We start from the raw sequence: 25772 nt of genomic DNA on the forward strand, positions 1-25772 counted from the left end.
CGCAGAGCGCAGCAATGAGTTTTCTTGGCAAGGTGATGTCTTTCAAGAGAGTGTGAGCGCAGGAGTTCGCCAAGAATGCTGCAATGTACCCCCATGTAAAACTTGTACATTGCAGTATCCCTGGTTGATCATCACTTTAGACTATTGGCCGGACAATCAGCACCCTGGGTGCAGGGACGCGTCGATGCCACGGGCCTTCCGCTTGCCGTTGACCAGGACCTGGAAAGGCTATTCAGGGGAGAAGGGAGACCCATGCGGCCGCGGCTGCACGCGAACCCAAGCGCAGGGTTTCGCCAGTTGAGCAGACCTGGACATTCACTGTCTCGGAGAATTGCTCGCCAGCGGTAATGCGCAGTTGCGCGCCGACAACGATCCGATGATCGGAGAAATACTGCAGCAGCTGCGAATCGTCATCGGCGATGCGTTCGACAACCACCTGGGCGTCATCGCTGGCTTCGCTCAGGTTGAACGCCTGCGGGATGGAAATGCGGCCTTCGGCCGTCGGGATGGGGTCGCCATGCGGGTCGCGGGTGGGGTGCTCCAGCAAGCTGTCGATGCGCTCGATCATGAAATCGGATACCGCATGCTCCAGGCTCTCGGCCTCGTCATGCACTTGGTCCCAGCGGTAGCCCAGCATCTGCACCAGGAAAGTTTCGATCAGGCGATGGCGGCGCACCATGGTCACCGCATACTCGCGTCCCAGTTCGGTCAGCGTTACGGCGCCATAGGGCGCATGGTCGAGCAGGCCCTGCTGGCGCAATTTGCCCAGGGCGCCGGAAACCGTGGAGAGCTTCATGCCTGATTTGCTGGCGATGATGCTGGCGGTTACCGGATCGCTCGACCACTCGTTGAGACCGAAGATGATCTTGAGATAGTTCTGGGCGCTATCTGAAAGCTGGTTGACCGACACAAGCACCATCTTAGCGACCATCGGGCCAGCTGGTCGCGAGGTGACTTTGATTATTGGGCAATTCGGGCTGGAGACCGCTGACAACTGAAAGCGGCTAGTCACGAGCCTAAAAATTCTGCTCCATGGATAAGGATTATCCGAGGCCCAGGGGCAGCGTATTGACTTAAATTTCTTTGTGCGGAAAACTGTGTAATCGATTCCATGGAATCGATTACACGTAAGCAAAGGGGCTTATCGACATGAACGCTGTCACCATCAAGGATGTGGCACTTGCAGCCGGAGTATCTTCCGCGACTGCCTCGCGCGTTCTATCCGGCCACCCCGCCACTTCGGCCGCTTCCCGCGAAAAAGTGGAAGCTGTCGCCAAGGATTTGGGTTTCGTGCCCAATGCCCAGGCCCGCTCCCTGCGCTCCACCAAAACCGACACCATCGCGCTGCTGATATCCGATGTGCGCAACCCCTACTTCTCCGATCTCGCGCATGCCGTCGAGCAGCAGGCCCACGCCGCGGGAATGATGACCTTCATCGGCAATGCCAACGAGGACACCGAACAGCAGGACCAGTTCCTCGCCGCGATGCTTTCGCGTCGCGTTGACGGATTGATTCTCGTTCCCCAGGGCCTTGATGAAGACGCCGACCGGCCAAGCCAGATGATGCAGCGCATCATTGCCTCGGGCACTCCGCTGGTTTTCGTCGACCGCACCCTGCCCGAGCTTCGCATCCCATCCATCACCGCCTCCAGCACCGGCGCCCTGGAAGAAGCCATCGCGCGGCTGAAGGCCCTGGGCCACGCCAAAATCGCTTTCTTGGGCGGCCCGGACCACGCATCCACCGCCCGCGAACGCCACAGCGCCTTCGACTCGGCGATGGCCGCCAACGGCCTGGATACCGATCCTGCCCTGCACTTTGCCGGCGACTTCCGCGCCGCCTCGGGTGCCGAAGGCGCCCGCTGGCTGCTGGGCCATGAACTGCAGCCGACCGCGGTGGTCATCGCCGATGCGCCGATGGCCATCGGCGCACTGACCGTGTGGCGCGAAGCCGGCATCCGGATCGGGAAGCAGCTCTCGGTGATCACCTTCGACGAGGTGGATGCAATGCTCATGCACGATCCGCCGATCGCCACGATCAGCCACGACCTGACCAGCATGGGCCGCGCCGCGGTCACCGCGCTCCAGGACGTCATGGCGGGCAAGAGCCCCGAGCCCCAAGAATTCATCAGCCGATTCACCGCGCGTGAGTCGCTGGCCCCAACGCAACCCGCCACCGGCGCATAGGCGAGGATGGAAGGAACGAAAATGAGTAATGACGCTCTGCTGGTCCTGGACAAGGTCTGCAAGTCCTTCGGCCCGGTACAGGTGATCGACGAGGTCACCGTCGAGGTGCATGCCGGCAAGGTCTCGGTGCTGCTCGGCGAGAACGGCGCAGGCAAGTCGACGCTGATCAAGATGATCGCCGGCGTGCACGAGCCGGACGCCGGCCGGATCCTGGTGGACGGCAAGGCCGTGAAGATTCCCAACACCAAGGCCTCCGAGGCATTGGGCATCGCCACTATCCACCAGGAACTGAACCTGGTCCCGTCGATGACCATCGCCGAGAACATCACCCTGGGCCGCGTGCCGCGCAAATTCGGCATCATCAACCGCCGCGCCATGCGCCAGATCGCCCGCGAAGCGATGGACAAGCTCGGACTGGCGCTGGATGTCGATACGCCGGTGGGCCAGCTGGGCCTGGCCCAGCAGCAACTCGTGGAGATCGCCAAGGCGCTGAGCCTGGACGCCCGCGTGCTGATCCTCGATGAGCCCACCGCGGCATTGACCAAGGCCGAAATCGCGCACCTGTTCTCGGTGGTCGCCACCTTGAAGCAACAAGGGGTGGGCATGGTGTTCATCAGCCACCACCTCGATGAGATTGCCGAAATCGGCGACTTCGTGAACGTGCTGCGCGATGGCAAATTCATTGCCACCGTGCCGGCGGACACCGAGGAGAACGAGCTGGTCCGGCTCATGGTCGGCCGCGACATCGACGCCCAGTTCCCGCGCGTAGCCACCGAGCCAGGCCAGAAGCCGCTGCTGAGCGTGCAGAACCTGTGCGAGGGCATGCTCAAGGACATCTCGCTGGAAGTCCGCCCCGGCGAAGTGGTTGCCCTGGCCGGCCTGATGGGTGCCGGGCGCACCGAGCTGATCCGCGCCATCGCCGGAGCCGACAAGTACGCCAGCGGCGTCGTGGCGGTCAACGGCAAGAAGCTGGCCAGCTTCGACGTCGCGGCAGCCACCCGCGCTGGGATCGGGCACGTTCCCGAGGACCGCAAGACCCAGGGCCTGGTGCTGGATGCCTCGGTGGCCGAGAACATCGGCTACGCCACCATGGCCGCCACCGCCAAGAACGGACTGGTGGACCGCAAGGGCCAGAAGGCCCGCGCGCAGCAGGTCGCCGAACGCCTGCGCATCCGCATGGGCAGCATCGATGCGCCCATCCGCTCGCTCTCGGGCGGAAACCAGCAGAAGGCCGTGTTCGGCCGCTGGTTCACCGCCGGGGCCAAGGTGCTGCTGCTCGACGAGCCGACCCGCGGCGTGGACGTGGGAGCGAAGGTCGAAATCTACGAACTGATCAATGAGATCACCGCCTCCGGAGGCTGCGTGTTGATGGCCTCCAGCGAACTGCCCGAAGTGCTGGGCATGTCCGACCGCGTCCTGGTCATGAGCCAGGGACGCATCGCCGGGGAACTGGCCACCGAAGAAGCCACCCAGGACGCCATCATGTCCCTGGCCGTCAGCAATGTGCACCGCGAAGAAGAAATGGGAACCAAGTAATGAGCAGCGTAGCTACTGCCCCGAAGAAGGGCTTTGATTTCAAGGCATTCCTTGCCAACAACGGAGCCCTGGTTGGCCTGGTCATTCTTTGCCTGGCCCTGTTCATCGCCACCCCGCGCTTCCTGACCGGACCGAACCTGATGAACATCGGCATCCAGGTCTCCACCATCGCGGTGATGGCCTTCGGCATGACCTTCGTGATCGTCGCCGCCGGCATCGACCTCTCGGTCGGCTCGGTCGCGGCGCTCTCGGCCATGGGCTCCTCCTATGCCATCACCACCGCCGGCCTGCCCGATGGCCTGTCCATCCCGATCGGCCTGGCCGTCGGTGCACTGTGCGGCTGGGTGACTGGTGCGATGAGCGCCTACGGCAAGCTGCCCACCTTCATCGCCTCGCTGGCGATGCTCACCGTGGTGCGCGGGCTGACCCTGGTGATCTCCGATGGCCGGCCGATCTCCACCAGCTCCTCGGTGTCCTGGCTGGGCGATGACCTGGGCCCGATCCCGGTGCCGATTCTGATCCTGGTCGTCTCCGGCCTGCTTGCCGCCTTCGTGCTCAACCGCACCGTCATCGGCAAGAACGCCTTCGCCGTGGGCGGCAACACCGAAGCCGCGCGCCTGTCGGGCATCCCGGTCAAGCGCGTGCTGGTCACCGTCTTCGTCATCTCCGGCGTCTTCGCGGCCCTGTCCGGCATGATCCTGGCCGGGCGCCTGGATTCTGCCCAGCCGACCCTGGCTTCGGGCTACGAGCTGGATGCCATCGCGGCCGTGGTCATCGGCGGCGCATCGCTCTCCGGCGGCGTGGGACGCATCTCCGGCACCCTGATCGGCGCCCTGGTGCTGGCCGTGATCCGCAACGGGCTGAACCTGCTTTCGGTTTCCGCCTTCTGGCAGCAGGTAGTCATCGGCGCCGTGATTGCGATCGCCGTGGGCTTCGACGTGCTGCGCCGCAAGAACGTCAAGCACTAGATTTTCCCTCCGTACCCAGCAATTCAAGAAAAGTTCAAAGGAGAACCCCATGAAGAACATCATCCGCAAGACCGCAGCTGTCAGCGTCGGACTGGCCCTGGTGGCCGGCCTGGCCGCCTGCAACCGCGGCACCGAAGCAGAGGCCGGCTCGGCCACCTTGGCAGTGTCCACCCTGAACAACCCGTTCTTCGTCGACCTGCGTGACGGCGCCCAGGCCGAGGCCGAAGCGCAGGGCATCGACCTGTCCGTCGTCGACGCGCAGAACGACTCCGCAACCCAGGCCAACCAGCTGGCAACCGCGGCAACCAACGGCTCGGCCGGCCTGATCATCAACGCCGTGGATACCGAAACCGCTGAAGCCGGCCTGAACCCGGTGGCCGAGGCCGGCCTGCCGATCGTTGCGGTTGACCGCGCGGTGGGCGAGACCAAGATCGCTTCCTTCGTGGCTTCGGATAACGTTGCCGGCGGCGAGCAGGCTGCCAAGGCGCTGGGCGAGGCGCTGGGCGGCAAGGGCAAGATCATCGTGCTGGAAGGTGTTCCAGGCGCCTCGGCAACCAACGAGCGCGGCGAAGGCTTCGACAAGGGCCTGGCCGAGTTCAAGGACATCGAGGTCGTCTCCTCGCAGACCGCCAACTTCGACCGAGCCGAAGCACTGGACGTGGTCACCAACCTGATGCAGGCCAACCCGGATGCCGCTGGCGTGCTGGCGATGAACGACGAAATGGCCCTGGGCGCCATCCAGGCGCTGGGCGACAAGGCCGGCAAGGACGTGTTGGTAGTCGGCTTCGACGGCACCGACGACGGCTTCAAGGCAGTCCAGGATGGCACCCTGGTTGCCACCATCGCCCAGAACCCGGCCGAGCTGGGCAAGCAGTCGGTGCAGATCCTGGCCAAGGCCATCAAGGGCGAAGAAGTCGAAGCCAACGTGCAGGTCGCCGTTGACACGGTGGACGAGAAGAACGTCGCCGACTACGCAGGCGAGTAATCTGCCCTTAGCGGCAATCAAGCAGTGCACCGGCGCCCATCGGCCGCCGGGTGGAGAGAACCAGAGGAAATAGCATGCAGCAGGACATCCAGGTCACCATTGTGGGCTCTAGCAACGTGGACATCACCGCGCTGATGGCCCGCCTTCCCGGCCCGGGCGAAACCGTGCTGGCAGATTCCTACCAGCTCTCGCCCGGCGGCAAGGGCGCCAACCAGGCGCTGGCCGCCGCGCTGGCCGGTGCCGCCACGGAATTCATCGGCGCCGTCGGCAACGACTCGCACGCCGAAATCGCGCTGGGCCAGCTCGAGGAAGCCGGCGTGAAACTCGATCGCGTGGCCCGCGCCAGCGAGCCGACCGGCGTAGCCATCATCCAGGTGGACCGTGGCGCGGAGAACTCCATTGCCGTGGTCTCCGGGGCCAACTCGACCGTCTCCGGCGAGGCTGTGCAGGGCGCCGGGGGCATCGAGGGCATCCTGGTGCTGCAGGGCGAGATTCCTGCCTCGGGCATCAAGGCCGCCATGGATGCCGCCACACAGCGCATCGTGCTCAACCTGGCGCCGGTGATCGAACTGGACCGCGAGTACCTGCTCAAGGCCAACCCGCTGGTGGTCAACGAGCATGAGGCCGAAGCCGTGCTCCAGCAGCTGAACCCGCACCCGGCTCGCCAGTTCGACGGCAAGTACGAGCGCCTGGCCGCGATGCTGGTCGACGAGGGCATCGCCAGCGTGGTCATCACCCTCGGCGCCAATGGCTGCCTGGTTGCCGACCGTTTCCCAGGGGAGAACGGCGGGGTCCAGGTTCGCGCGCTGCCCGCCGTGAAGGTCAAGGCCGTGGACACCACCGGTGCCGGCGACGCATTCACCGGTGCGGTGGCTGCCCGCCTGGCCAAGGGCGATGACCTGGCGCAAGCCGCAGAATTCGCCGGCAAGTTCGCGGCCCTGACGGTGCAGGCGCACGGAGCCCAGGCTTCCTACCCGCGTTCCCTGCAGAACCTCTGAGACCCCTTTTCGAGCAAGACCTAAGGAAGCCGCTGTGTTGAAATCCGAAATTCTCAACGCCCCGCTGCTGGCCGCCCTGGCCAAGTGCGGGCATACCGACACCGTGGTGATAGCGGACTGCGGCCTGCCGCTGCCCGAAGGCCCACTGGTCATCGATCTGGCCTTGGTGCAGGGTCTGCCCAGCTTCGATCAGGTGCTCGAGGTCCTGGCCCGGAACATGGTGATCGAGAACAGCACCCTGGCGGCCGAAGCCGAGAACGGCCCGGTCCAGGAACTGTGCCTGGCCAGGGGCCTGGACCCGGACTTCATCTCCCACGAAGAGCTGAAAGCCCAACTGCCCCAGGCCAAGGTCATCGTGCGCACGGGGGAAGCTACCCCCTACGCCAACGCGATCCTGCACTGCGGGGTAGCATTCTAGGCACCGGATGCCGCAGCTGTTTCGCGGCAGCGCGCTACCCGAAGAGAGACGCAATGAAGAAGATGTTCTATGCAGCTTTTGCCCTCATGGTGCTGGGGGCCGCCGTCCTGATTCTCACCGTGCCGGCGTTGTCCAGCGACCCGGGCCAGACGCCCCAGAGCATTGCGGTGACCGCGGGAACCGTGTTCATGGCCGCAGCTTCCGTCGTTGTCCTGCTGAAGAAGGCTGCGACGCAAGAATCCTGAGCGACTTCCTGCAGCCATCGGCGCCAATGACCTTGGGCAAGCCGACTGCCTAGAATGGGGGTCATGAAGCAAAGGAACCTGGCCGCAGAGAACGGCGAGCCCTTCTCGAGCATCGCGCCGGAAGCCGGGCTGCTGCTCGGAGCGGGCCGAGCCATCTTGCTTCAGCTGGCCCACCCGCAGATTGGCCGGGCTATTGCCGAGCACTCTGATTTCGCCGCCAACCCGCTCAGCCGGCTGATTCATACCCTCGGCTATATCTATGCATTGAGCAATGGCACAGCAGAACAGCAGCGCAAGATCATCGCCCATGTGGACGCGGCGCACCGGCCCATTCGCGCAACGCGTGACGAGGACAGGCCCGCGTATTCTGCGCTGGATCCCAGGCTGCAGTTGTGGGTGGCGGCCACGCTCTATGATTCGGCCCGCGTAATTGCCGGCCAGATCCTGGATGAAATCAAGGCCGACCAGGAAGAGCTCTACCTGCAGTACGCACGGCTCGGTGAGGCCTTGCAGATGCCGGTCGACTACTGGCCGCAGGACCTCGGCGGCTTCGAACAGTACTTTGCGCAGAATCAAGCGGAGCTGGAAGTCACCGACCAGACCAGGGCGCTGGCCCGCGAACTTTTCGAAGCACGCAATGCCCCACGGTGGGTCCGGATCGGCATGCCGCTGATGCGCGACGTGACCATCGCCCAGCTGCCGGCCCCGGTGCGCGAAGGCTTCGGCTATCGCCTCACCGGGAAAGCAGCGCAGCGCAACGCCCGCGTCATCGCCGTCGCCAGGGCCGCCACGCGGCTGCTGCCGCGAGCCATCAGGCATGCGCCAATGCGGCTGATATTGCGCCGCGTCGACAAGATGGCCTAGCCGGCCCGAAGCCTAGCGCCCCGAGCCGTTCTCTGGTCCAACCCGGATCAGGATCCGCGGCAGCGCCACCAGCAGGAACAAGGCCACCAGGATCAGCGGCCCTCCGATCCAGGCCCCGATTTGCCAGCCGAAGAGCACCTGCAGCACAAACCAGACGCATCCCGAGACCAGCAGGCCCACGCCGATGCCCACGATCTTCACGATGGCGTGCCCCAAGCTGACCGTCTGCTCCTTGAGCCGCTGCCCGAAGAGATACCGGTGCACGGCCACGGGGGTGATCAGCAGCAGAATCAGCACAGTGGCCGCCACCAGCAAGATGATGTAGACCACCTCGTCGGTTCGGCTGAGCATCTCGAACCTCGCCTGGAAGGGCAAAACCACCAGGAAAGCAGCCAGGATCTGCACACCAGTTTGCATCACCCGCATTTCCTGCAGCAGCTCGTTCCACTGCCGGTGCGGTGCGCCATCGCTGGTATCGGGGTGGGAACGCTTGATCATCACTGTTCTCCTCGGCCTCAATCCGCCAGCTGGTTGAACCCCGCCGGCTCAAACGACTATGCCAAGCAATGCCGGTGCAGGCAAGAGCTTGCCCGCCCGCCGGGCCAAACTGTAGGTCGCGGCCGGTACATTCGGGAGCCAAGCCGAATTCGATGATGGAGGAGCAGATGGAACCCGATGGCGCCGCCGGGAGCAGCATTGATGTGTGGTCGATGCCCAGCCAGGGCCTGGCCTGGTGCGATTGCGGCAAAGGCCATGAACTCACGGAGGATATCGTGCTCCAGGCTATGGGGGCAGCAGGATTTGGACCCGGCCGGCCGCTGGCCCATGGACAGCTGGCCGAGCTGATTGCGGATCTCTGGCACTACTCACAGGTCTGCCGGTTCTTCCACCTGGCTGTGGAGCAGGCGGCGATGCGTATCCACGGGAAGGTCGATGAAATCTACCCGTGGGATCACAGTACCGATATCGTCGGATACTTCTCGAAGACCTGGCAAGGATGCCCCGACGCGGCCTGCCAATCCGAAGGGTGAGCGCGCGAGGTGCGAATTGAGTTCGCCCCGTGCAGGCGCATAGTGTGGGAAAGATGAAGAGCTTTGCATCCTTCCGGGCACCTGCCGACCATGACGGATTCATCCATGTGCGGGGTGCCAACGAGAACAACCTGGACAATGTCGAAGTGCGCATTCCGCGCGATTCCATTGTCGCCTTCACCGGGGTCTCCGGTTCCGGGAAATCTTCCCTGGCCTTCGGAACCATCTTCGCTGAATCCCAGCGCCGATTCCTGGAATCGGTGGCTCCCTACGCGCGGCGGCTGATCGCCCAAGGGCACACTCCCAAGGTGGAATTCATCTCCGGGCTGCCACCGGCCGTGGCCCTGCAGCAACGGCGTGGTGCTGCCAGTTCCCGTTCCACCGTCGGGACCCTGACTACGCTGTCCAACTCCGTGCGCATGCTGTTCTCCCGCGCAGGAACCTACCCCCAGGGTGCGGCGAGGCTGGATTCGGATGCCTTTTCCACCAACACCGCGGCCGGCGCCTGCGCGCAATGCCACGGTGCGGGAACGGTGCATTCGGTCAGCGAGGAATCGCTGGTCCCGGATTCCTCCCTGAGCATCAGGGATGGCGCGATTGCGGCTTGGCCCGGCGCCTGGCAGGGCAAGAACCTGCGGGACATCACCGCGCACCTGGGCTACGACATCGACGTTCCGTTCCAGCAGCTGCCCGCGGAAACACGGAAGTGGCTGCTGTTCACCGAAGACCAGCCAGTCGTGGAAGTCACCCCGGAACGGGATCGCGTGGCCAAACCGTACAAGGGCCGGTTCTGGAGTGCCGAACGCTACGTACGGCACACGGTTGCGACCTCGAAGAGCGAGAACCTGCGGTCCAAGGCGCTGGCTTTCATGCATTCGCAGGATTGCCCGGCGTGCTCGGGGACGGGATTGCGCCCCGATGCGCTCCAGGTCACCTTCGACGGCCTGGATATCGCGGAATTCAACGGCAAGCCGCTCAGCTCCCTGGCCGAGCTCTTGCGCCCCTTCGCGGCTGATGCCCAGGCAGAGGCGCAGGCCGAAGTCGCGAGCATCATCAGCGCCGACCTGCTGGGCAGAATCCAGGTGCTGGTCGAGCTCGGGCTGGGATACCTGAGCCTGGAGCGCGCCACCCCGACGCTGTCGCCGGGGGAAATGCAGCGCCTGCGCATCGCCACCCAGCTGCGCGCGGGACTGTTCGGCGTCATCTACGTGCTCGATGAGCCATCTGCCGGGCTGCACCCGGCCGATGTGCAGCCGCTGATCGAGGTGCTCGATGCACTCAAGGCCGAAGGCAATTCGGTGGTCGTGGTGGAGCACAACATGGATGTGGTCAGCCGTGCGCAATGGATTGTCGATGTCGGCCCGGGCGCGGGCAGCAACGGCGGGCAGGTGCTCTACAGCGGAGAAGTTTCCGGCCTGTCCGGAATTCAGGAATCCGTGACCCGGCGCTTCCTCGATCCCGGGCCTGCGCCGCGCCGCGAGCCGCGCGAAGCCCAAGGATGGGTGCAGCTGCGCGGGGTGAACCTGCACAACCTGGACGACGTGGATGCCGCGTTCCCGCTGGGGGTCTTCTGTTCGGTCACCGGCGTGTCGGGATCGGGCAAGTCCAGCCTGGTCTGCGGTGCCCTGGCCCAGGCTGCGGGCGGCCCGGTGCTTGCCGGGCCGGAGGATCCGGAGGCGGCGGCGGATCGCGCGGTGATCGCCGAGGTCACCGGCGCAGACCAGCTAAGCCGCGTAGTGCTGATGGACCAGAAGCCCATCGGGCGCACGCCCAGATCCAATGTCGCTACCTACACGGGCTTGTTCGATGCGGTCCGCAAGGCTTTTTCCGAGCTGCCGCTGTCCAGGCAACGCGGCTACAGTGCCGGACGCTTCTCCTTCAACGTTGCCGGCGGGCGGTGCGAGAACTGCCAGGGCGAAGGCTACCTGGAAATCGAGCTGCTCTTCTTGCCAGGGACCTACGGGCCATGTCCCGAATGCCGCGGAACCCGGTACAACCAGCAGACCCTGGACGTCGAATACCAGGGCAAGAACATTGCCCAGATCCTGGAACTGGACGTCACCCAAGCCGAAGAATTCCTCTCCGGGATCCCTTCCGCGGCACGGGCCCTGGCGACCCTGCGCGAAGTCGGACTGGGGTATCTGCAGCTGGGACAGCCAGCTACCGAAATGTCCGGCGGCGAAGCCCAGCGCATCAAGCTGGCCACCGAACTCCAGCGCCAGCGCCGCGGGCACACGCTCTATCTTCTCGATGAGCCCACCACCGGACTGCACCCTGCCGACGTGCAGCTGCTGGTATCGCAGCTGCAGCAGCTGGTCGACCAGGACAACACCGTCATCGTGGTGGAACACCAGATGGATGTGGTTGCCGCAAGCGACTGGGTGATCGATTTGGGGCCGGCCGGCGGGGATGGCGGCGGGCGCATCGTTGCCGAGGGGACCCCAACGGCGGTGGCGCAAGTCAAGGCCAGCAGAACCGCGCAATACCTTGCGCGCCGGCTGGCCTTGTGAAGCTGGACTAGTTGCTGTTCAGCAGTGCGTGCGGCGGGGTCTGCACCCCGTCGGCCACCGCTTCGGCAGGATCATCGCCGAGGTGGATGATCTTGTTATCGGCATCCACATGCACCACGCTCGGCACATAGCCACGAGCCTCGGCGTCTTCCATCTGCGCATAGCTGATCAGGATGACCAAGTCGCCGGGGTGCACCAGATGCGCTGCCGCACCATTGATGCCGATGACCCCGCTGCCCGGCTCGCCGGCGATGGTGTAGGTTTCCAGGCGGGCGCCGTTGGTGATGTCTACGATGCTGACCAGTTCGCCGGGCAGGATATCCGAGGCTTCGAGCAGCTCGGAGTCAACGGTGACCGAGCCAACGTAGTGCAGGTCTGCCTGGGTGACAGTTGCCCGGTGGATCTTGGACTTGAACATGGTGCGTTGCATTAGACGATTCTTTCACGCGAGGTAAGTGGTTTCCCGGTATCCAAGCTTACGCCTCTTGCGCGCAGATGCCCGGGCATTGTCCGGCGCCCCACACAGTTGGCCGCGAACGGCTACTTTGGCAGATGGGTTTCCAGCACGCGGTGCACTTCCCCGGAGGCCAGCAACTGGCAAGCAGCTTCCAGCTCCGCAGAGAGGAAACGGTCCTCGCCCGGACCTGCGACCTTGGTGCGCAGCAGCTCCAATACGGCGCCGGTAGCCGGGCCAGGCTGCAATGGCTGGCGCAGATCCAGGGCTCGGCCGGCAATCAGCATTTCAATTGCCAGGATGCGGCGCAGGTTGGCGACCGAGGTGCGCAATTTGCGCGCCGCGTGCCAACCCAGGGAAACGTGGTCTTCCTGCATCGCTGATGACGGGATGGAATCCACGCTGGCCGGTACGGCCAAACGCTTGTTCTCCGCGACCAGTCCGGCCTGCGTGTACTGGGCGATCATCATGCCCGAATCCACGCCCGGGTCATCGGCAAGGAACGCTGGCAGATCGCGGGAACGAGCCGGGTCGAGCATGCGATCGGTCCGGCGCTCTGCAATGGATCCCAGGTCAGCTACGGCAATGGCCAAGAAGTCCAAGACGTAGGCCACGGGAGCACCGTGAAAGTTGCCGTTGGAAGTGACTTCACCCGATGGCAGCACGACAGGGTTATCGATGGCTGCCGCCAATTCGCGGGTGGCGACCAGGCGGGCATGGGCGATGGTGTCGCGCACTGCGCCGGTAACCTGCGGGGAGCAGCGCAGCGAGTAGGCATCCTGCACCCGGCCGTCGCCTTCGCGGTGCGAAGCGACAATGGGGGAGCCCGAAAGGAAACTGAACATGTTCGCAGCACTGCGGCCCTGGCCCGGATGCGGGCGCAGCGGTTCGTGCAGTTCAGCACGGAAGACCTGGTCGGTGCCCAGCTGGGCTTCGACGCTCATGGCCGCGGTGGCATCGGCAATGTCTGCGAGCTCTTCCAGGTCTGCCAGTGCCATCAGCAGCTGGCCGAGCATGCCGTCGGTGCCGTTGACCAGCGCCAGGCCTTCCTTCTCCGCCAGTTCGACAGGTTCCAGTCCTGCTTCAGCAAAGAGCTCCGGCACTGGGCGCTTCACGCCTTCGCGGTCAGTGGCTTCGCCTTCGCCCATCAGGACCAGTGCGCAGTGGGAGAGCGGAGCAAGGTCTCCTGAGCAACCCAGCGAACCGTACTCACGCACTACCGGGGTGATGCCGGCATTGAGCAGTCCAACCATGGTTTCCAGCACTACCGGTCGCACGCCGGTGCGGCCCGAGGCCAGGGTCTTGGCGCGCAGGAACATCAGCGCGCGCACCACTTCGCGCTCAACTGGGTCGCCCATGCCGGCTGCATGCGAGCGGATCAGCGAACGCTGCAGCTTAGCGCGGTCCTCGGGAGCGATGTGGCGCGTTGCCAGGGCGCCGAACCCGGTGGAAATGCCATAGACCGGGGTGTCGGCTGAAGCGAGGGCATCGATGTGGGCGCGGACTGCTGCCAGTTCTTCAAGAACCTGAGACGCGATGCTGATTTGCGCGTTGTGCCGGGCTACCGCAATCACGTCATCGGCGGTGGCGCCAGCTAGGTCCAGGGTTACGTGCGGGGAAGTAGCCATGATTTTCAATCCGTTCTCTACGCTGCAATGAGGTCTCTAATCTCCATTGTTCGGCAGAACGGGTTTGCACGGCACTGATATTCGGGTCATCTGTCCGAAATGCCAGACAGCGCCCTGGAGGAAGAAAAGAACGGACCTCCAATTGGCATGCCAATTGGAGGTCCGTTCAGCGGTTCCGGTTTCAGAAGGTGATGCCTTCGAAGGCTTCCTCGCCAAATTTGTTGGACGAACCGTTGTCCGTGACCTTGGCGTTCTCGTTAAGGGATGCGGCAGAATTGCCGATGCCGCTAAAGGTTACGTGCTTGATGTTCTTGACCGCTGCGATATTACCGCTGCCGTCCAGCTCAAGATTCTTGATGTGCGGAGCGACGATCATGTTTCCGGAACCAGAGACGGTCACGTTCTGGCAATCGCCGACGAGCTTCAGCATTTGACCCATTTCAGAGATATCCATGCCGCCCGTGCACCTGATTTCAGTCGCTTGCGCATCGAGGAAATCATAGACGGACTGGAAGGTGCTGTCCGCAGGTGCCTTCGGAACATTGGGAGTACCAGTAGAAGCGCCTTCTGGGGCTTTGGAGCTCGGAGTGACGCTGCCTTCGATAGGTCCGGCGTTCTCCGGTGCCACGCTTTCTGCAGCTGGTGCGCTTGTCTCTTCGCTGGAGGGTTGGATGCTCACGCAACCTGCCAGTGCGACTGCAAGGATTCCAACCGCCAGCGGCCCAGCGAAGCGTTTGGTAATTTTCGAGAACATAACCATCCTGTCAATCGAACCGGCCAGCGCATGTGGACACGCGGTATAGATACATTCTGCGTTGAATGACGATAAATGACCAACGCGAACGGCTCAGGAACGTATGAGTTCTCGTGCCCCGGGAGCACGCAACCATGCAATTTGCTGACGATTCCATGCGGGGACAAAAGCAATCGCTTCACCGCTTGCCCAGTGCAAGCAGTGAAGCGATTACTAGTGCCCAGGGGGAGAAGGGGCACGATTTGAGCCGGCAGGCGAACCTACCGGGCTATTTGGTTCCTAGAATCCTTCATTCCGCTCTTCGGAACCAAACTGGCTTTCATCGTTTCCATACGATTGGCCATCGGACTGCTGTCCGGACTGGCTTTCGCCGCCAAACGATTCCTCACCGGATTCGTTGCTATCGCCGTAGGACTGCTGCTCCGACTGCTGTCCGGACTGGCTGTCACTGCCGTAGGACTGCTGGCTTTCGCCGCCACCGTAGGACTGCTGTTCTGACTGCTGGCTTTCGCCGCCGCCGTAGGACTGCTGGCTTTCGCCGCCACCGTAGGACTGCTGGCTTTCGCCGCCACCGTAGGATTGCTGTTCTGACTGCTGGCTTTCGAACCCGCCATCGTCATTTGATCCGAAATCTGAATTGGACTGGCTTTCGAAGCCTTCAGATTCGTTGTTGTCGAAGTTCCCGAACTGCTCGTTTGCATCCTGCTCAGACATGCTGTCCTCCGTGGGTCGGTGGTTCCTGACTTGCCCTACGCTATGCGTAGAAAAAGCCCGGTTCAAGGATTCCGGGGAAGCTCAGAGCCGCTGGAAACCCGCAGTTAAGGAGCCGCTGGAAACCCGCAGTTAAGCCAATACCCATGGTGTTCGGAGACTTCGGCCAATATTCACTACTGCGTGCTAAAAGGAATCGCCATTCCCGGGAACCCGAGGGACAAAGAGCATTTTCCGCAGCTGCCATGGCGGCTTCTGGAATTGCTCAACAGGCGCGAAGAGAAAGCTGAACGTTCTCCGAAAGAATTGTCCATCCGGTCGGAATCCGCCCGGTAAATCGATAGTGTCCAGACTGGGACACCGACAAAGGTCTTGCCCCAAGCGTCCATGACAACGTAAGGAGAAGCATTGGCTAATTCGAAGAAGACTCCAGCAAAGAAAACTGATCGCGAAAACGCAGAAAACGGGTTCGTGGCTCCGGAAGTGCTGCGCGAGTCCTTGCAGACCGTGCTGATCCAGCTGCTGGACCTGCAATTGGTGGGCAAGCAAATCCACTGGAACGTCGTTGGTCCCAACTTCCGCGACCTGCACCAGAACCTCGACGAAATCGTTGACATCGCGCGCCGCGGCTCGGATGAAATCGCCGAGCGGATGCGAGCTTTGCATGCCACTCCGGACGGGCTGGCAGCAACGGTCACGAAGTACACGAAGCTGGAACAACCCGTGAATACCGAAATCCTGACCACCAATGCCGTGGACATGGTAGTCAAGGCACTGCAGACCACTGTGGGAGTCATGCGAGAGGTCCATGACCCGGTGGATGAAGCGGATCCGACCACCGCCGATATCCTGCACCAGTACATTGCGGATCTGGAGCAGCAAGCCTGGTTTATCAGCGCGGAAACCCGCAAACCGTAAACCGGGCCGCGTGGTCCTGGAATTGAATAAATAGCCTGAGGCACCACAATCAGTGGTGCCTCAGGCTATGTGCGCGTCCTACTTCTCCTGTGTGGCCATCGGGATGCGCACGCCGCGCTCAGCGGCAACTTCGGCGGCGCGCTCGTATCCGGCATCGACGTGGCGGATGACGCCCATGCCCGGGTCATTGGTCAGCAGCGCCTCCAGCTTCGCGGCGGCCATTTCGCTGCCGTCAGCCAAGGAGACCTGGCCGGCGTGGATGGAACGGCCCATGCCCACGCCACCGCCATGGTGGATCGAAACCCAGGTGGCACCCGAACTGGTTGCGGTCAGCGCGTTCAGCAGCGGCCAGTCGGCCACGGCATCGGTGCCGTCCTTCATGGCTTCGGTCTCGCGGTACGGCGAAGCTACCGAACCCGAATCCAGGTGGTCGCGGCCGATCACGATAGGTGCAGAGACCTTGCCTTCGGCGACCAGCTGGTTGAACAGCAAGCCGGCCTTGTGGCGCTCGCCGTAGCCCAGCCAGCAGATGCGCGCAGGCAGGCCCTCGAACTCCACGTGCTTCTGTGCGGCATCCAGCCAGCGGTGCAGGTGCTCGTTTTCCGGGAACAGGTCCTTCAGCGCCTGGTCGGTGACCTTGATGTCCTCGGGATCCCCGGACAGCGCTACCCAGCGGAACGGGCCCAGGCCTTCGCAGAACAGCGGGCGGATGTAGGCCGGGACGAAGCCGGGGAATTCGAAGGCGCGGGTGAAACCGCCCTTGCGTGCCTCGTCGCGGATCGAGTTGCCGTAGTCGAAGACCTCCGCGCCGGCGTCCTGGAATCCCACCATCGCCTCGACCTGCGCGGCCATGGCGGCTTGGGCTTTCTTGGTGAAGCCGGCCGGATCGGCTTCGGCTTCGGCGTGCCATTGGTCCATGGTGTATTCCACCGGCAGGTAGCTGAGCGGATCGTGGGCACTGGTCTGGTCGGTGACGATGTCGAAGGTGAATTCTCCAGCTTCGTGGCGCTTGAGCAGCGCCGGGAAGACCTCGGCGGCATTGCCGACGTGGCCCACCGACAGCGGGCGGCCCTCGGACTTCGCGGCCAGGACTTTGCCCAGCGCCTTGTCCAGATCCAGCTCGACCTCATCGAGGTAGCGCTTGGAGGCGCGGCGGCGCAGTCGGGTTTCATCCACGTCAACGATCAGCACGGCACCGCCGTTGAGGGTCACGGCCAGCGGCTGGGCGCCGCCCATGCCGCCGCAGCCGCCGGTCAAGGTCAGGGTTCCGGCCAGCGAGCCCTTGAAGCGCTTCTCGGCGATCGCGGCGAAGGTTTCGTAGGTGCCCTGCAAGATGCCCTGGGTGCCGATGTAGATCCACGAACCGGCGGTCATCTGGCCGTACATCATCAGTCCTTCGGCTTCGAGCTTGCGGAAGTGCTCCCAGTTGGCCCAGTCGCCAACGAGGTTGGAGTTGGCAATCAGCACCCGCGGTGCCCACTTGTTGGTCTTGAAGACGCCGACCGGCTTGCCGGACTGCACCAGCAGCGTTTCGTTCTCTTCCAGGTCCTTGAGTGTCTGGACGATCGCATCGAATGCCTCCCATGAGCGGGCTGCCTTGCCGGTGCCGCCGTAGACCACGAGATCCTCGGGGCGTTCGGCAACTTCCGGATCCAAGTTGTTCATCAGCATGCGCAATGGGGCTTCGGTGGCCCAGGACTTGGCGGTCAGTTCGGTACCGCGCGGGGCGCGGACAACACGTGGTTCGTGGCTCATGGCAATTCCTTACGATGTAACGTAGCTAACTGATTCCATCATTGGCTATCGGCCATGGCTTGGGTACCGGAGAATGGGCAGAGCTGTCCGGTATTTCAGAATCGGAAGAATTTCCGGTTGCCTCCAGCTCCTAGGTGGCGGGGATCAGCGCCAGCGCGCTGCGTTCGATGGCCTCCGGGCTCAGGGCCTGGCTGATGGCGATCATGCTGGCTCCGCGCAGGGCTCCAACTTCCCAGCTGCGCGAGGTGCGGATCTGCAGGTGCTGGGTGGACAGCGGCGCTCCGCGCTGGTAGACCACCTCGCGGATGCCTGCCAGCAGGTGCTCTCCGGCGGCGGAGATCCGTCCGCCGCCCACGATCAGCGACGGGTTCAGCAAGCTCACGCTGGCAGCCAATACCTCGCCCAAGTCGCGGCCGGCTTGGCGCACTGCATGGATCGCTTGGATGTTCCCCGAGTTCACCAGGGCGACCACATCGGTGTTGCTGTGCGCTTCGATGCCCTGCGCCCGCAACGCGGTGGCAATTTTGGGTCCGGCGGCTACGGCTTCCAGGCAGCCTTCATTGCCGCAATGGCAGTAGATGCCATCGCCGCGGCGGATGCGCACGTGCCCGATATCGCCGGCTGTACCCTGTGCTCCGCGTTGCAGCAGTCCTCCGGAAATGATGCCCGAGCCGATGCCGGTGGCCAGCTTGACGAAAATGAAGTCCTCGCTGCCGGTCTCCAGCTGGTCCTTCTCGCCAATGGCCATGAGGTTGACGTCATTGTCCACGACTACCAAGGCGTCCAGCTGCTGCTGGAACCAAGCGGGGATGTCGAAGTCGTCCCATCCGGGCATGATGGGCGGATTGGCGGGACGGCCGGTCTCGAAATTCACCGGCCCTGGCACTCCCATGCCTATGGCAATGACATCGTCACGGGTGCGGCCCAGCGAATCGAGCAAGCCATCGGCCAGATCCATCGCGGTCTGCAAGATCGCCACCGGGCCGTCGGCGAAGGAAATGGGAGCCTGGGATTGCACTAGGGGAGTGGGGGCCAAGTCGGTCAGCGCAACGCGCAGGTGGCTGGCTCCCAGATCGACGGCCAGCACCAGGCGGGCATCGGGGAGCAGGGCAAGCCGCTGGGGAGGGCGGCCTCCGGTGGACGCGCCGTCCGCGATGGTGCCAACCAGGCCCAGCTGGATGAGCACGTCGAGGCGCTCTTGCAGGGTGGAGCGAGCCATGCCGGTCAGGGCGGCAAGGTCCGTGCGGCTGTGCGCGGCACCGTCCATGAACAGTTGCAAGACGTCGCCTGCCCCACTGGCGCCGCGGGCGAATTGCATGCTTTGGGGGCTCGAAGGATTGGCCATGAACCCAGTAAAACACAGCCATGGACGCGAAGCCGAAACACTTTATGAGAATGTCGACATACTTCTATTGACTATCGACAAAAGTAAAACTAGTCTCAAGGTGTGATGCAAGTCATGAGCATCTGGATCGCACCCACCACTTCTTTCAGGAGACGCCTTTGCCTGCCCACGACCTATCAATCCAGCTGTACACGCTGCGCGAGCACATCGCAGAGAACCTGGCCGCGACGCTCGAACGCGTAGCTGGCATCGGCTACACGCAAGTCGAGCCATACAACTTCGTGGCCCGCGCTGACGAGTATGCACTGGCGCTGGCCGAGAACGAACTCAGCGCGCCAACGGCGCACGCACCGCTGCTCTCCTCGGACTACGACGAGGTCTTCGCCGCGGCCGGCAAACTCGGCATCAGCACCGTCATCGATCCGTTCATCCCGGCGGAGCAGTGGCAGGATGCCGAGTCCATCGGTGCCATCGCGCAGAAGCTCAACGCCGCCTCCCGGCGCGGGGCCGAATACGGCATCAAGGTCGGCTACCACAACCACGACTGGGAGATCTCCAGCAAGATCAATTCCAAGACGGCCCTGGAATACCTGGCTAGCTTGCTGGACCCGGAAGTCGTCCTGGAAGTGGACACCTACTGGGTTGCCGTGGGCGGCGCCGATGTGCTCCAGCTGCTTGAAGCGCTGGCACCCCGCGTCGTGGCCCTGCACATCAAGGACGGGCCGAAGTCCAAGAACCACAAGGAACAGGTTCCAGTGGGCAGCGGATCCATGCCGATCGACCAGATCATCGACGCCACCAACGGCATGCTGCATGTAGTGGAACTCGATGACTTCGCAGGCGACATCTTCCAGGCCGTGTCCGAAAGCCGCGCCTACCTCGTAGCAGAAAAGAACTAGGGACTATGGAATTTCAGAATCAGCCCATGGGCGTGGGCATTGTCGGAGCCGGCACCATCAGCGACCAGTACCTGGAGAACCTCACCGCATTCCCGGACCTCGCCGTGCGGTTCATCGCCGACCTGGATACCGAGCGCGCAGCAAGCCAAGCGCGCAAATGGTCCGTGGAAGCCTCGGGAACCTATGCTGAATTGCTGGCCCGCGAAGACATCCAGATCGTCGTGAACCTGACGATCCCGGCAGTGCATGTCGAGGTAGCCCTGCAGGCGGTGGCCGCCGGCAAGCACGTCTGGGGCGAGAAGCCCTACGCGCTGGACCGCGAATCCGGACGGCAGCTGGTCGAAGCCGCCAAGGCGGCAGGAGTCCGCGTCGCCGTGGCCCCGGATACCATCCTGGGTGCGGGCCTGCAGACCGGCCTGCGGCAGATTGAAGCAGGCGCCATCGGCACCCCGCTTTCGGGCCTGGCCATCTTCCAGGGCCCCGGCCCGGAATCCTGGCACCACAGCCCGGAATTCCTCTTCGCCCACGGCGCGGGACCGCTCTTCGACCTCGGGCCCTACTACCTGACCACCCTGGTGCGAGTCTTCGGCCCGGTAGCCAAGGTCGCCGCCCTGGGTTCGCAGGCCCGCGCGCAGCGGGTCATCGGTGCAGGCCCCAAGGCCGGAACCAGCTTCCCGGTCGAGGTCCCAACCCACGTCGGAGCGCTGCTCTCCTTCGAATCCGGGGCCAGTGCGCAGTGCATCTTCAGCTTCGACTCCAAGCTCAAGCGTGCAGGGTTCGTGGAGATCTCCGGAACGGAAGGCACCGCGCAGCTGCCGGATCCGAACGAATTCACCGGAGACACCATCCTGCACCTGGAGGACCAGGAGCCGAGCGTTGTCACCGCCGAAGGATCCACCTACGGGCGCGGCACCGGCGTTGCCGAACTCGCCCAAGCCATCCGCGAGGGACGCAAGGAACGCGTGCCCGGCGAACTGGCGTTCCACGTCCTGGACATCATGGTCTGCGCCGCGGAAGCAATGGAATCGGGAGCATTCATCGACGTGGCCTCGACGATCGAGCCCATCGCGCTGCTGGACCCAGCCTGGGATCCTTCGGCTCCCGGCATCCTTGCCTGAAGCACCACCCCTTGACAGCATCACCCGCACCTGAAAAGGAATAAACATGTCTGCACCACATTTCAAGAGCAAGCTGGGGCGCTTCACGGCGATTACCTCCATCGCAGCGTTGTCGCTCAGCGGCCTGGCCGCCTGTTCCGGCTCGGCTTCCGGCTCCGGCTCGGAAGAAGCAGGCGGGACCATCACCTACTGGGCTTCGAACCAGGGCAGCTCGGTCACCCAGGACGAGGAGATCCTGGGCGAATCCATCAAGCGGTTCACCGAGGAAACCGGCATCGAGGTCGAGCTGGAAGTCGTTCCCTGGGCCGACCTGTACAACCGCATCCTCACCGCCGTCTCCAGCGGCGAAGGGCCGGACGTGCTGAACATCGGCAACACCTGGGCCACCACCTTGCAGGCCAGCGGCGCCTTCGTCCCCTTTGAAGGCGACGCGCTGGAGGCCATAGGCGGAGCCGAGAAGTTCGTGCCGGCAGCCCTGGCCACCGGCGGCGCCGAGGGCCAGGCCCCAACCTCGCTGCCGTTGTATTCCATGGCCTACGGCCTGTACTACAACACCAAGATGTTCGAGGAAGCCGGCATCAAGCAGGCTCCGAAGACCTGGGATGAATTCTTGGCCACCGCCAAGAAGCTGACCAAGGATACCGACGACGACGGCAAGGTCGACCAGTACGGCTTCACCTTGGCCGGACAGCGTACCGCCAATAATGCCCACTCCGCATTCATCCTGGGCATGCAGAACGGCGGCGAGCTGTACACCACGGACGGCAAGCCGGACTTCACCAATGATGGCGTCGTCAGCGGCGTCAACGACTGGATCCAGCTGATGGGCGAGGACGGCGTTGTCTCCAAGTCCAACGCCGAGATCAATGACGGTTCGGTGCTGCCAGGGGAAATCATGGACGGCAACGCCGCCATGTTCTTCGACCAGGCCCCGGGCAAGTCCTTCAATGCCGCTGACTTCAAGGACTACGCCATGGCGCCCATCCCGCTGAAGAACGCCGATGCCACCGGGCTGGAAGCCACCCAGTCGCTGGTTGCCGGCATCAACGTGAGCGTCTTCGAGAACTCGGATAACAAGGATGCCGCCCTTGAATTCGTGAACCACCTGCTCAGCGTCGATGAGCAGAAGAAGCTGAACGCCAAGTACACCTCGCTGCCATCGGTCACCGAAGCTTTCGACGACCCGGCCTTCGACACCCCCGAGCAGCAGGCCAAGAAGGAGATCCTGGCCAATAACGCTGCCCCGATGCCGCTGTTCCCCACCGAAGGGCAGATGGAATCCCTCGTAGGCGAGGCCATCGCCAAGCAATTCGCCAGGATTGCCCAGGGCGAAAAAATCACCGAGGCCGATGTCCGCAAGGCATTGGAAGACGCGCAGAAGCAGATGCCGGCTAGCTAGCGGCCCGACACGTTGCACTGGCCGCGGGAGCGGACCTCCTTGCGCCCCCGCGGCCAGTTGCAGCACCCAAATTCGTTTTCATGAAAGGAGACCGAATGTCGGCGCCAGCCCAGACACCGCCTCGAATCAGCGAACCGCTCAAGCCCCGCGACGCTTCAAGGGCGATCAAGCGCAGTTCAATCAAGCGCGACCGGTTCTTCCCCTATGCGCTCTCAGCGCCCGCAGCATTCCTGGAACTGCTGATCCACATCATCCCGATGCTGCTCGGCGTATGGATCGCCTTCCTCTCGCTGACCCAGTTCTCCATTGCCAACTGGGTCAAGGTCCCGTTCGTGGGACTGCAGAACTTCAACACCGCGCTGGACCCCAACGGTCCGATCGGTTCCCAATTCTTCGACGCCCTCGGGCGCACCTTCCTGTTCACCTTCCTGGTAGTGGCAATCGCCTGGAGCCTTGGCATCTTCGCCGCGGTCTTGCTGGCATCCAAATTCCGCAGCAACGGATTCTTCCGCACCCTGTTCCTGGTGCCCTACGCACTGCCAAGCTACGTCACCACCATCGCCTGGGCGTTCATGTTCAACCAGCGCGATGGCATGGTCAACCGCTTCCTGGTCGAAGACCTCGGGATCCTTGAGGAAGGGCCGTTCTGGCTATTGGGCGGGAATTCCTTCTTTGTCATGGTGGTTGTCGCCGTCTGGCAATTCTGGCCTTTCGCTTTCCTGATGCTGCTGGCCGCCCTGCAATCCATCCCGAACGAAGTCTATGAAGCCGCTTCCCTGGATGGAGCCAGCCTGTGGAAGCAGTTCACCAGGATCACCCTGCCAATGATCAAGCACGCCAACGTGGTGCTGCTTTTGATGCTGGGACTGTGGGTGTTCAACCAGTTCGACATCCCCTACCTGCTCTTCGGCCCGGTGTCCCCGGAAGAAGCAACCCTGATTTCCCCGTTGATCTACCAGCAGTCCTTCAACAACTGGAACTTCGGCGTGGGTGGCGCCTTGAGCGTCGTCCTGCTGATTGCCCTGCTGATCGTCTCAGCGTTCTACATCCGACTTGTCATGCCGAAGGGAAAGAGCATCGATGATTGAGACCCGCGGCTTCCGCATCCTGCGAGTTTTCGGACTAGCCTTCATCACCCTGATCATCGTGCTGCCGCTCTACGTGGTGCTCACGACCTCCATCAAGCCCCTCAAGGATGTGCGCGGCGCCTTCGAGTGGATTCCCTCGGAAATCACGCTGGCCCCGTACCTGGATATCTGGACCACGGTGCCGCTGGGCAAGTACTTCGCCAACTCGTTGATCGTGACCATCAGCGCCACCATCCTCTCGGTTTCCATCGCGATCCTGGCCGCCTATGCGCTCTCGCGCTTCGACTTCCGCGGGGCACGGTCCTTCCGGCTGATCGTGCTCTCCACCCAGATGTTCCCCGGCATCCTGTTCCTGCTGCCGCTCTTCTTGATCTTCACCCAGCTGGAGCGTGCCGTGGGACTGCAGCTGAACGGAACCTACCTGGGGCTGATCGTCACCTACATGACGTTCTCCCTGCCATTCTCCATCTGGATGCTCACCGGCTTCTTTGCCGCCATGCCCAAGGAACTGGAAGAGGCGGCCATGGTCGATGGACTTGGCCGGCTCGGCGCACTGCTCAAGGTGGTCTTGCCGGTAGCACGCCCGGGGATCATCGCGGTGTCGGTCTACTGTTTCATCACTTCCTGGAGCGAAGTGCTCTTCGCCAGTGTGCTCACCAATTCGGACACCAGGACGCTGTCCATCGGCTTGCAGGCCTACGCTTCGCAGACCGATGTGTACTGGAACCAGATGATGGCCGCCTCGGTGGTGGTATCGATTCCGGTGCTGGTCGGTTTCCTCTTCGCGCAACGGCACCTGGTCGCAGGCTTGTCCTCCGGCGCGGTCAAGTAAGAAAAGACAAGGAATTACATGTCCCAGTTGAACAGCCAGCAGGCTGCACCGGCCATGCAGGAACTGAAGGTCGGCGTCATCGGCGGCGGCTTCATGGCCCGGACCCACGCCGATGCGATCCGCCGGGCAGGCGCCCAGCTCATCGGGGTGCGGTCCAACGGCGAGCAATCCACCCGCCAAGCGTCAGCCGCCCTGGGCGTGCCCGGTTTCGGCAGCGTCGAAGCGCTGCTCGCCCAATGCGACGCCGTGCATGTCACCTCGCCCAATGCGTTGCATGCCGAGCAGGCAGCCTCCGCACTGGCAGCTGGCCTGTCCGTTGTTTGCGAGAAGCCGCTGGCGACCAGCGCCCGGGAAGCCGGCGAGCTGGCCTTGCTGGCATCGCGTTCCCGGGCCGTGGCTTCGGTGCCGTTCGTCTACCGCTACCACCCCATGGTGCGGCAGGCCCGGGCCCACGTGCAGGAAGGGAAACTTGGCCGGCTGCTGACCGTGCGTGGCCAGTACCTGCAAGACTGGATGCATACGATCAGCGACAGCAACTGGCGGGTAGAACCAGCCAAAGGCGGGCCTTCGCGGGCCTTCGCGGACATCGGTTCGCATCTGGTGGATCTGCTGGAATTCATTGCGGGAGAGCGGATCGTTCGGCTGAACGCGACCACCTCCATTGCCCATAAGCAGCGGGGCGCCGTGGACGTCGATACCGAGGATGCTGCCGCCTTGATTGTGCAGATGGCTTCGGGAGCCATCGGCACGCTGATGGTGTCACAGGTCAACGCAGGCCGGAAGAACGCCTTGACCATCGAGATGTCCGGAGACCGGTCGGCGTTGGAATTCAAGCAGGAAAAGCCGGAAGAACTGTGGATCGGCAAACCCGACATGTCCTCGATCCTGTCCCGCCAGGCCGCTGATCTCAGTCCCGACGCCGCACGCTTGTCGGTGGTACCCGCAGGACACCCGATGGGCTACCTTGATGCTTTCGCCGCTTTCGTGGCCGACACCTACGCGGCGATCCGTGGCGAAGCACCCGATGGGCTTCCAACTTTTGCCGATGGCGCCCGCGCCTGCCGTTTGACCGATGCCGTTCTGGAATCGGCTGATTCCGGGGACTGGATCGACACCGATGACTAGAGGAGAA

Annotated in this window: 25 protein-coding genes; 17 read left to right on the plus strand and 8 right to left on the minus strand. The window is 63.4% G+C overall.

Annotation, left to right across the window (positions count from 1 at the left end; genetic code table 11):
- Positions 1-232: 232 nt before the first annotated feature.
- Positions 233-910, minus strand: coding sequence for a metal-dependent transcriptional regulator (locus ACNPN0_RS10805; RefSeq protein ID WP_105662148.1), 678 nt, complete (start codon positions 908-910; stop codon positions 233-235).
- A gap of 239 nt (positions 911-1149) precedes the next feature.
- On the opposite strand from ACNPN0_RS10805, the gene ACNPN0_RS10810 reads away from it, so the two are divergent.
- The 8 genes from ACNPN0_RS10810 to ACNPN0_RS10845 all read left to right on the plus strand — a co-directional run bounded on the left by ACNPN0_RS10810 (position 1150) and on the right by ACNPN0_RS10845 (position 8198).
- Entirely contained in the window at positions 1150-2184 is a 1035-nt protein-coding gene (locus ACNPN0_RS10810; protein WP_105656329.1) for a LacI family DNA-binding transcriptional regulator, read from the plus strand.
- Between the two features lie 21 nt (positions 2185-2205).
- Positions 2206-3720, plus strand: coding sequence for a sugar ABC transporter ATP-binding protein (locus ACNPN0_RS10815; protein ID WP_105661958.1), 1515 nt, complete (start codon positions 2206-2208; stop codon positions 3718-3720).
- Positions 3720-4688: an ABC transporter permease gene (locus tag ACNPN0_RS10820; RefSeq protein ID WP_105661957.1), complete on the plus strand. Its 969-nt coding sequence runs from the start codon at positions 3720-3722 to the stop codon at positions 4686-4688. The genes ACNPN0_RS10815 and ACNPN0_RS10820 overlap by 1 nt, the downstream gene beginning before the upstream one ends.
- 49 nt (positions 4689-4737) lie before the next feature.
- Entirely contained in the window at positions 4738-5673 is a 936-nt protein-coding gene (locus ACNPN0_RS10825) for a substrate-binding domain-containing protein (RefSeq protein ID WP_105656332.1), read from the plus strand.
- A gap of 74 nt (positions 5674-5747) precedes the next feature.
- The gene (locus ACNPN0_RS10830; RefSeq protein WP_448937717.1) at positions 5748-6671 is read left to right on the plus strand and encodes a ribokinase; all 924 of its coding nucleotides are present in this window, start codon (positions 5748-5750) and stop codon (positions 6669-6671) included.
- 34 nt (positions 6672-6705) lie between these two features.
- Complete coding sequence (gene rbsD / locus ACNPN0_RS10835) at positions 6706-7089, plus strand: D-ribose pyranase (RefSeq protein ID WP_365943729.1); 384 nt, start codon at positions 6706-6708, stop codon at positions 7087-7089.
- Positions 7090-7142: 53 nt separating this feature from the next.
- Positions 7143-7334, plus strand: coding sequence for a TRADD-N-associated membrane domain-containing protein (locus ACNPN0_RS10840; RefSeq protein ID WP_448937716.1), 192 nt, complete (start codon positions 7143-7145; stop codon positions 7332-7334).
- Positions 7335-7397: 63 nt separating this feature from the next.
- Entirely contained in the window at positions 7398-8198 is an 801-nt protein-coding gene (locus tag ACNPN0_RS10845) for an oxygenase MpaB family protein (protein ID WP_448937715.1), read from the plus strand.
- A gap of 12 nt (positions 8199-8210) precedes the next feature.
- On the opposite strand, the gene ACNPN0_RS10850 is transcribed toward ACNPN0_RS10845, so the two are convergent.
- Complete coding sequence (locus ACNPN0_RS10850; protein WP_332730752.1) at positions 8211-8696, minus strand: DUF6328 family protein; 486 nt, start codon at positions 8694-8696, stop codon at positions 8211-8213.
- A gap of 167 nt (positions 8697-8863) precedes the next feature.
- On the opposite strand from ACNPN0_RS10850, the gene ACNPN0_RS10855 reads away from it, so the two are divergent.
- The gene (locus ACNPN0_RS10855; RefSeq protein ID WP_448937714.1) at positions 8864-9229 is read left to right on the plus strand and encodes a hypothetical protein; all 366 of its coding nucleotides are present in this window, start codon (positions 8864-8866) and stop codon (positions 9227-9229) included.
- A 53-nt stretch (positions 9230-9282) separates the two neighbouring features.
- On the plus strand, positions 9283-11739 hold the full coding sequence (locus ACNPN0_RS10860; protein ID WP_448937713.1) for an ABC transporter: 2457 nt from the start codon (positions 9283-9285) through the stop codon (positions 11737-11739).
- Positions 11740-11746: 7 nt separating this feature from the next.
- On the opposite strand, the gene panD is transcribed toward ACNPN0_RS10860, so the two are convergent.
- The 4 genes from panD to ACNPN0_RS10880 all read right to left on the minus strand — a co-directional run bounded on the left by panD (position 11747) and on the right by ACNPN0_RS10880 (position 15289).
- Positions 11747-12169, minus strand: coding sequence for an aspartate 1-decarboxylase (panD, locus tag ACNPN0_RS10865; RefSeq protein ID WP_332487588.1), 423 nt, complete (start codon positions 12167-12169; stop codon positions 11747-11749).
- Positions 12170-12279: 110 nt separating this feature from the next.
- Positions 12280-13821, minus strand: a complete 1542-nt coding sequence (gene hutH, locus ACNPN0_RS10870) for a histidine ammonia-lyase (protein ID WP_359185525.1) — start codon at positions 13819-13821, stop codon at positions 12280-12282.
- A 181-nt stretch (positions 13822-14002) separates the two neighbouring features.
- On the minus strand, positions 14003-14581 hold the full coding sequence (locus ACNPN0_RS10875; protein WP_448937712.1) for a DUF3060 domain-containing protein: 579 nt from the start codon (positions 14579-14581) through the stop codon (positions 14003-14005).
- Positions 14582-14854: 273 nt separating this feature from the next.
- Positions 14855-15289 (minus strand): hypothetical protein, encoded by a 435-nt coding sequence (locus ACNPN0_RS10880; RefSeq protein WP_359185529.1) that lies wholly within the window; start codon positions 15287-15289, stop codon positions 14855-14857.
- Positions 15290-15694: 405 nt separating this feature from the next.
- Here ACNPN0_RS10880 and ACNPN0_RS10885 point away from each other — a divergent pair, with 405 nt between their 5' ends.
- Entirely contained in the window at positions 15695-16204 is a 510-nt protein-coding gene (locus ACNPN0_RS10885; protein WP_133834001.1) for a Dps family protein, read from the plus strand.
- A gap of 78 nt (positions 16205-16282) precedes the next feature.
- On the opposite strand, the gene hutU is transcribed toward ACNPN0_RS10885, so the two are convergent.
- Positions 16283-17959 carry a urocanate hydratase gene (gene hutU, locus ACNPN0_RS10890; RefSeq protein ID WP_448937711.1) on the minus strand — a complete coding sequence of 559 codons (1677 nt, stop codon included), beginning with the start codon at positions 17957-17959 and terminating at the stop codon, positions 16283-16285.
- Between the two features lie 130 nt (positions 17960-18089).
- Complete coding sequence (locus tag ACNPN0_RS10895) at positions 18090-19304, minus strand: ROK family transcriptional regulator (protein WP_448938902.1); 1215 nt, start codon at positions 19302-19304, stop codon at positions 18090-18092.
- Positions 19305-19462: 158 nt separating this feature from the next.
- Here ACNPN0_RS10895 and ACNPN0_RS10900 point away from each other — a divergent pair, with 158 nt between their 5' ends.
- The 6 genes from ACNPN0_RS10900 to ACNPN0_RS10925 all read left to right on the plus strand — a co-directional run bounded on the left by ACNPN0_RS10900 (position 19463) and on the right by ACNPN0_RS10925 (position 25765).
- A complete protein-coding gene (locus ACNPN0_RS10900) occupies positions 19463-20203 on the plus strand; it encodes a sugar phosphate isomerase/epimerase family protein (protein ID WP_448937710.1) in 741 nt (246 codons plus the stop codon).
- 5 nt (positions 20204-20208) lie between these two features.
- Positions 20209-21321: a Gfo/Idh/MocA family protein gene (locus tag ACNPN0_RS10905; protein WP_105656348.1), complete on the plus strand. Its 1113-nt coding sequence runs from the start codon at positions 20209-20211 to the stop codon at positions 21319-21321.
- A gap of 46 nt (positions 21322-21367) precedes the next feature.
- Positions 21368-22720 carry an ABC transporter substrate-binding protein gene (locus ACNPN0_RS10910; protein ID WP_448937709.1) on the plus strand — a complete coding sequence of 451 codons (1353 nt, stop codon included), beginning with the start codon at positions 21368-21370 and terminating at the stop codon, positions 22718-22720.
- Between the two features lie 95 nt (positions 22721-22815).
- Positions 22816-23808 (plus strand): carbohydrate ABC transporter permease, encoded by a 993-nt coding sequence (locus tag ACNPN0_RS10915; protein WP_448937708.1) that lies wholly within the window; start codon positions 22816-22818, stop codon positions 23806-23808.
- On the plus strand, positions 23801-24640 hold the full coding sequence (locus ACNPN0_RS10920; RefSeq protein WP_105656351.1) for a carbohydrate ABC transporter permease: 840 nt from the start codon (positions 23801-23803) through the stop codon (positions 24638-24640). Before ACNPN0_RS10915 ends, ACNPN0_RS10920 begins: the two co-directional genes overlap by 8 nt.
- Positions 24641-24658: 18 nt before the next feature.
- On the plus strand, positions 24659-25765 hold the full coding sequence (locus ACNPN0_RS10925) for a Gfo/Idh/MocA family protein (protein WP_388023029.1): 1107 nt from the start codon (positions 24659-24661) through the stop codon (positions 25763-25765).
- The last annotated feature ends 7 nt before the right edge of the window (positions 25766-25772 follow it).

Source organism: Glutamicibacter sp. AGC84 (genome assembly GCF_053543575.1).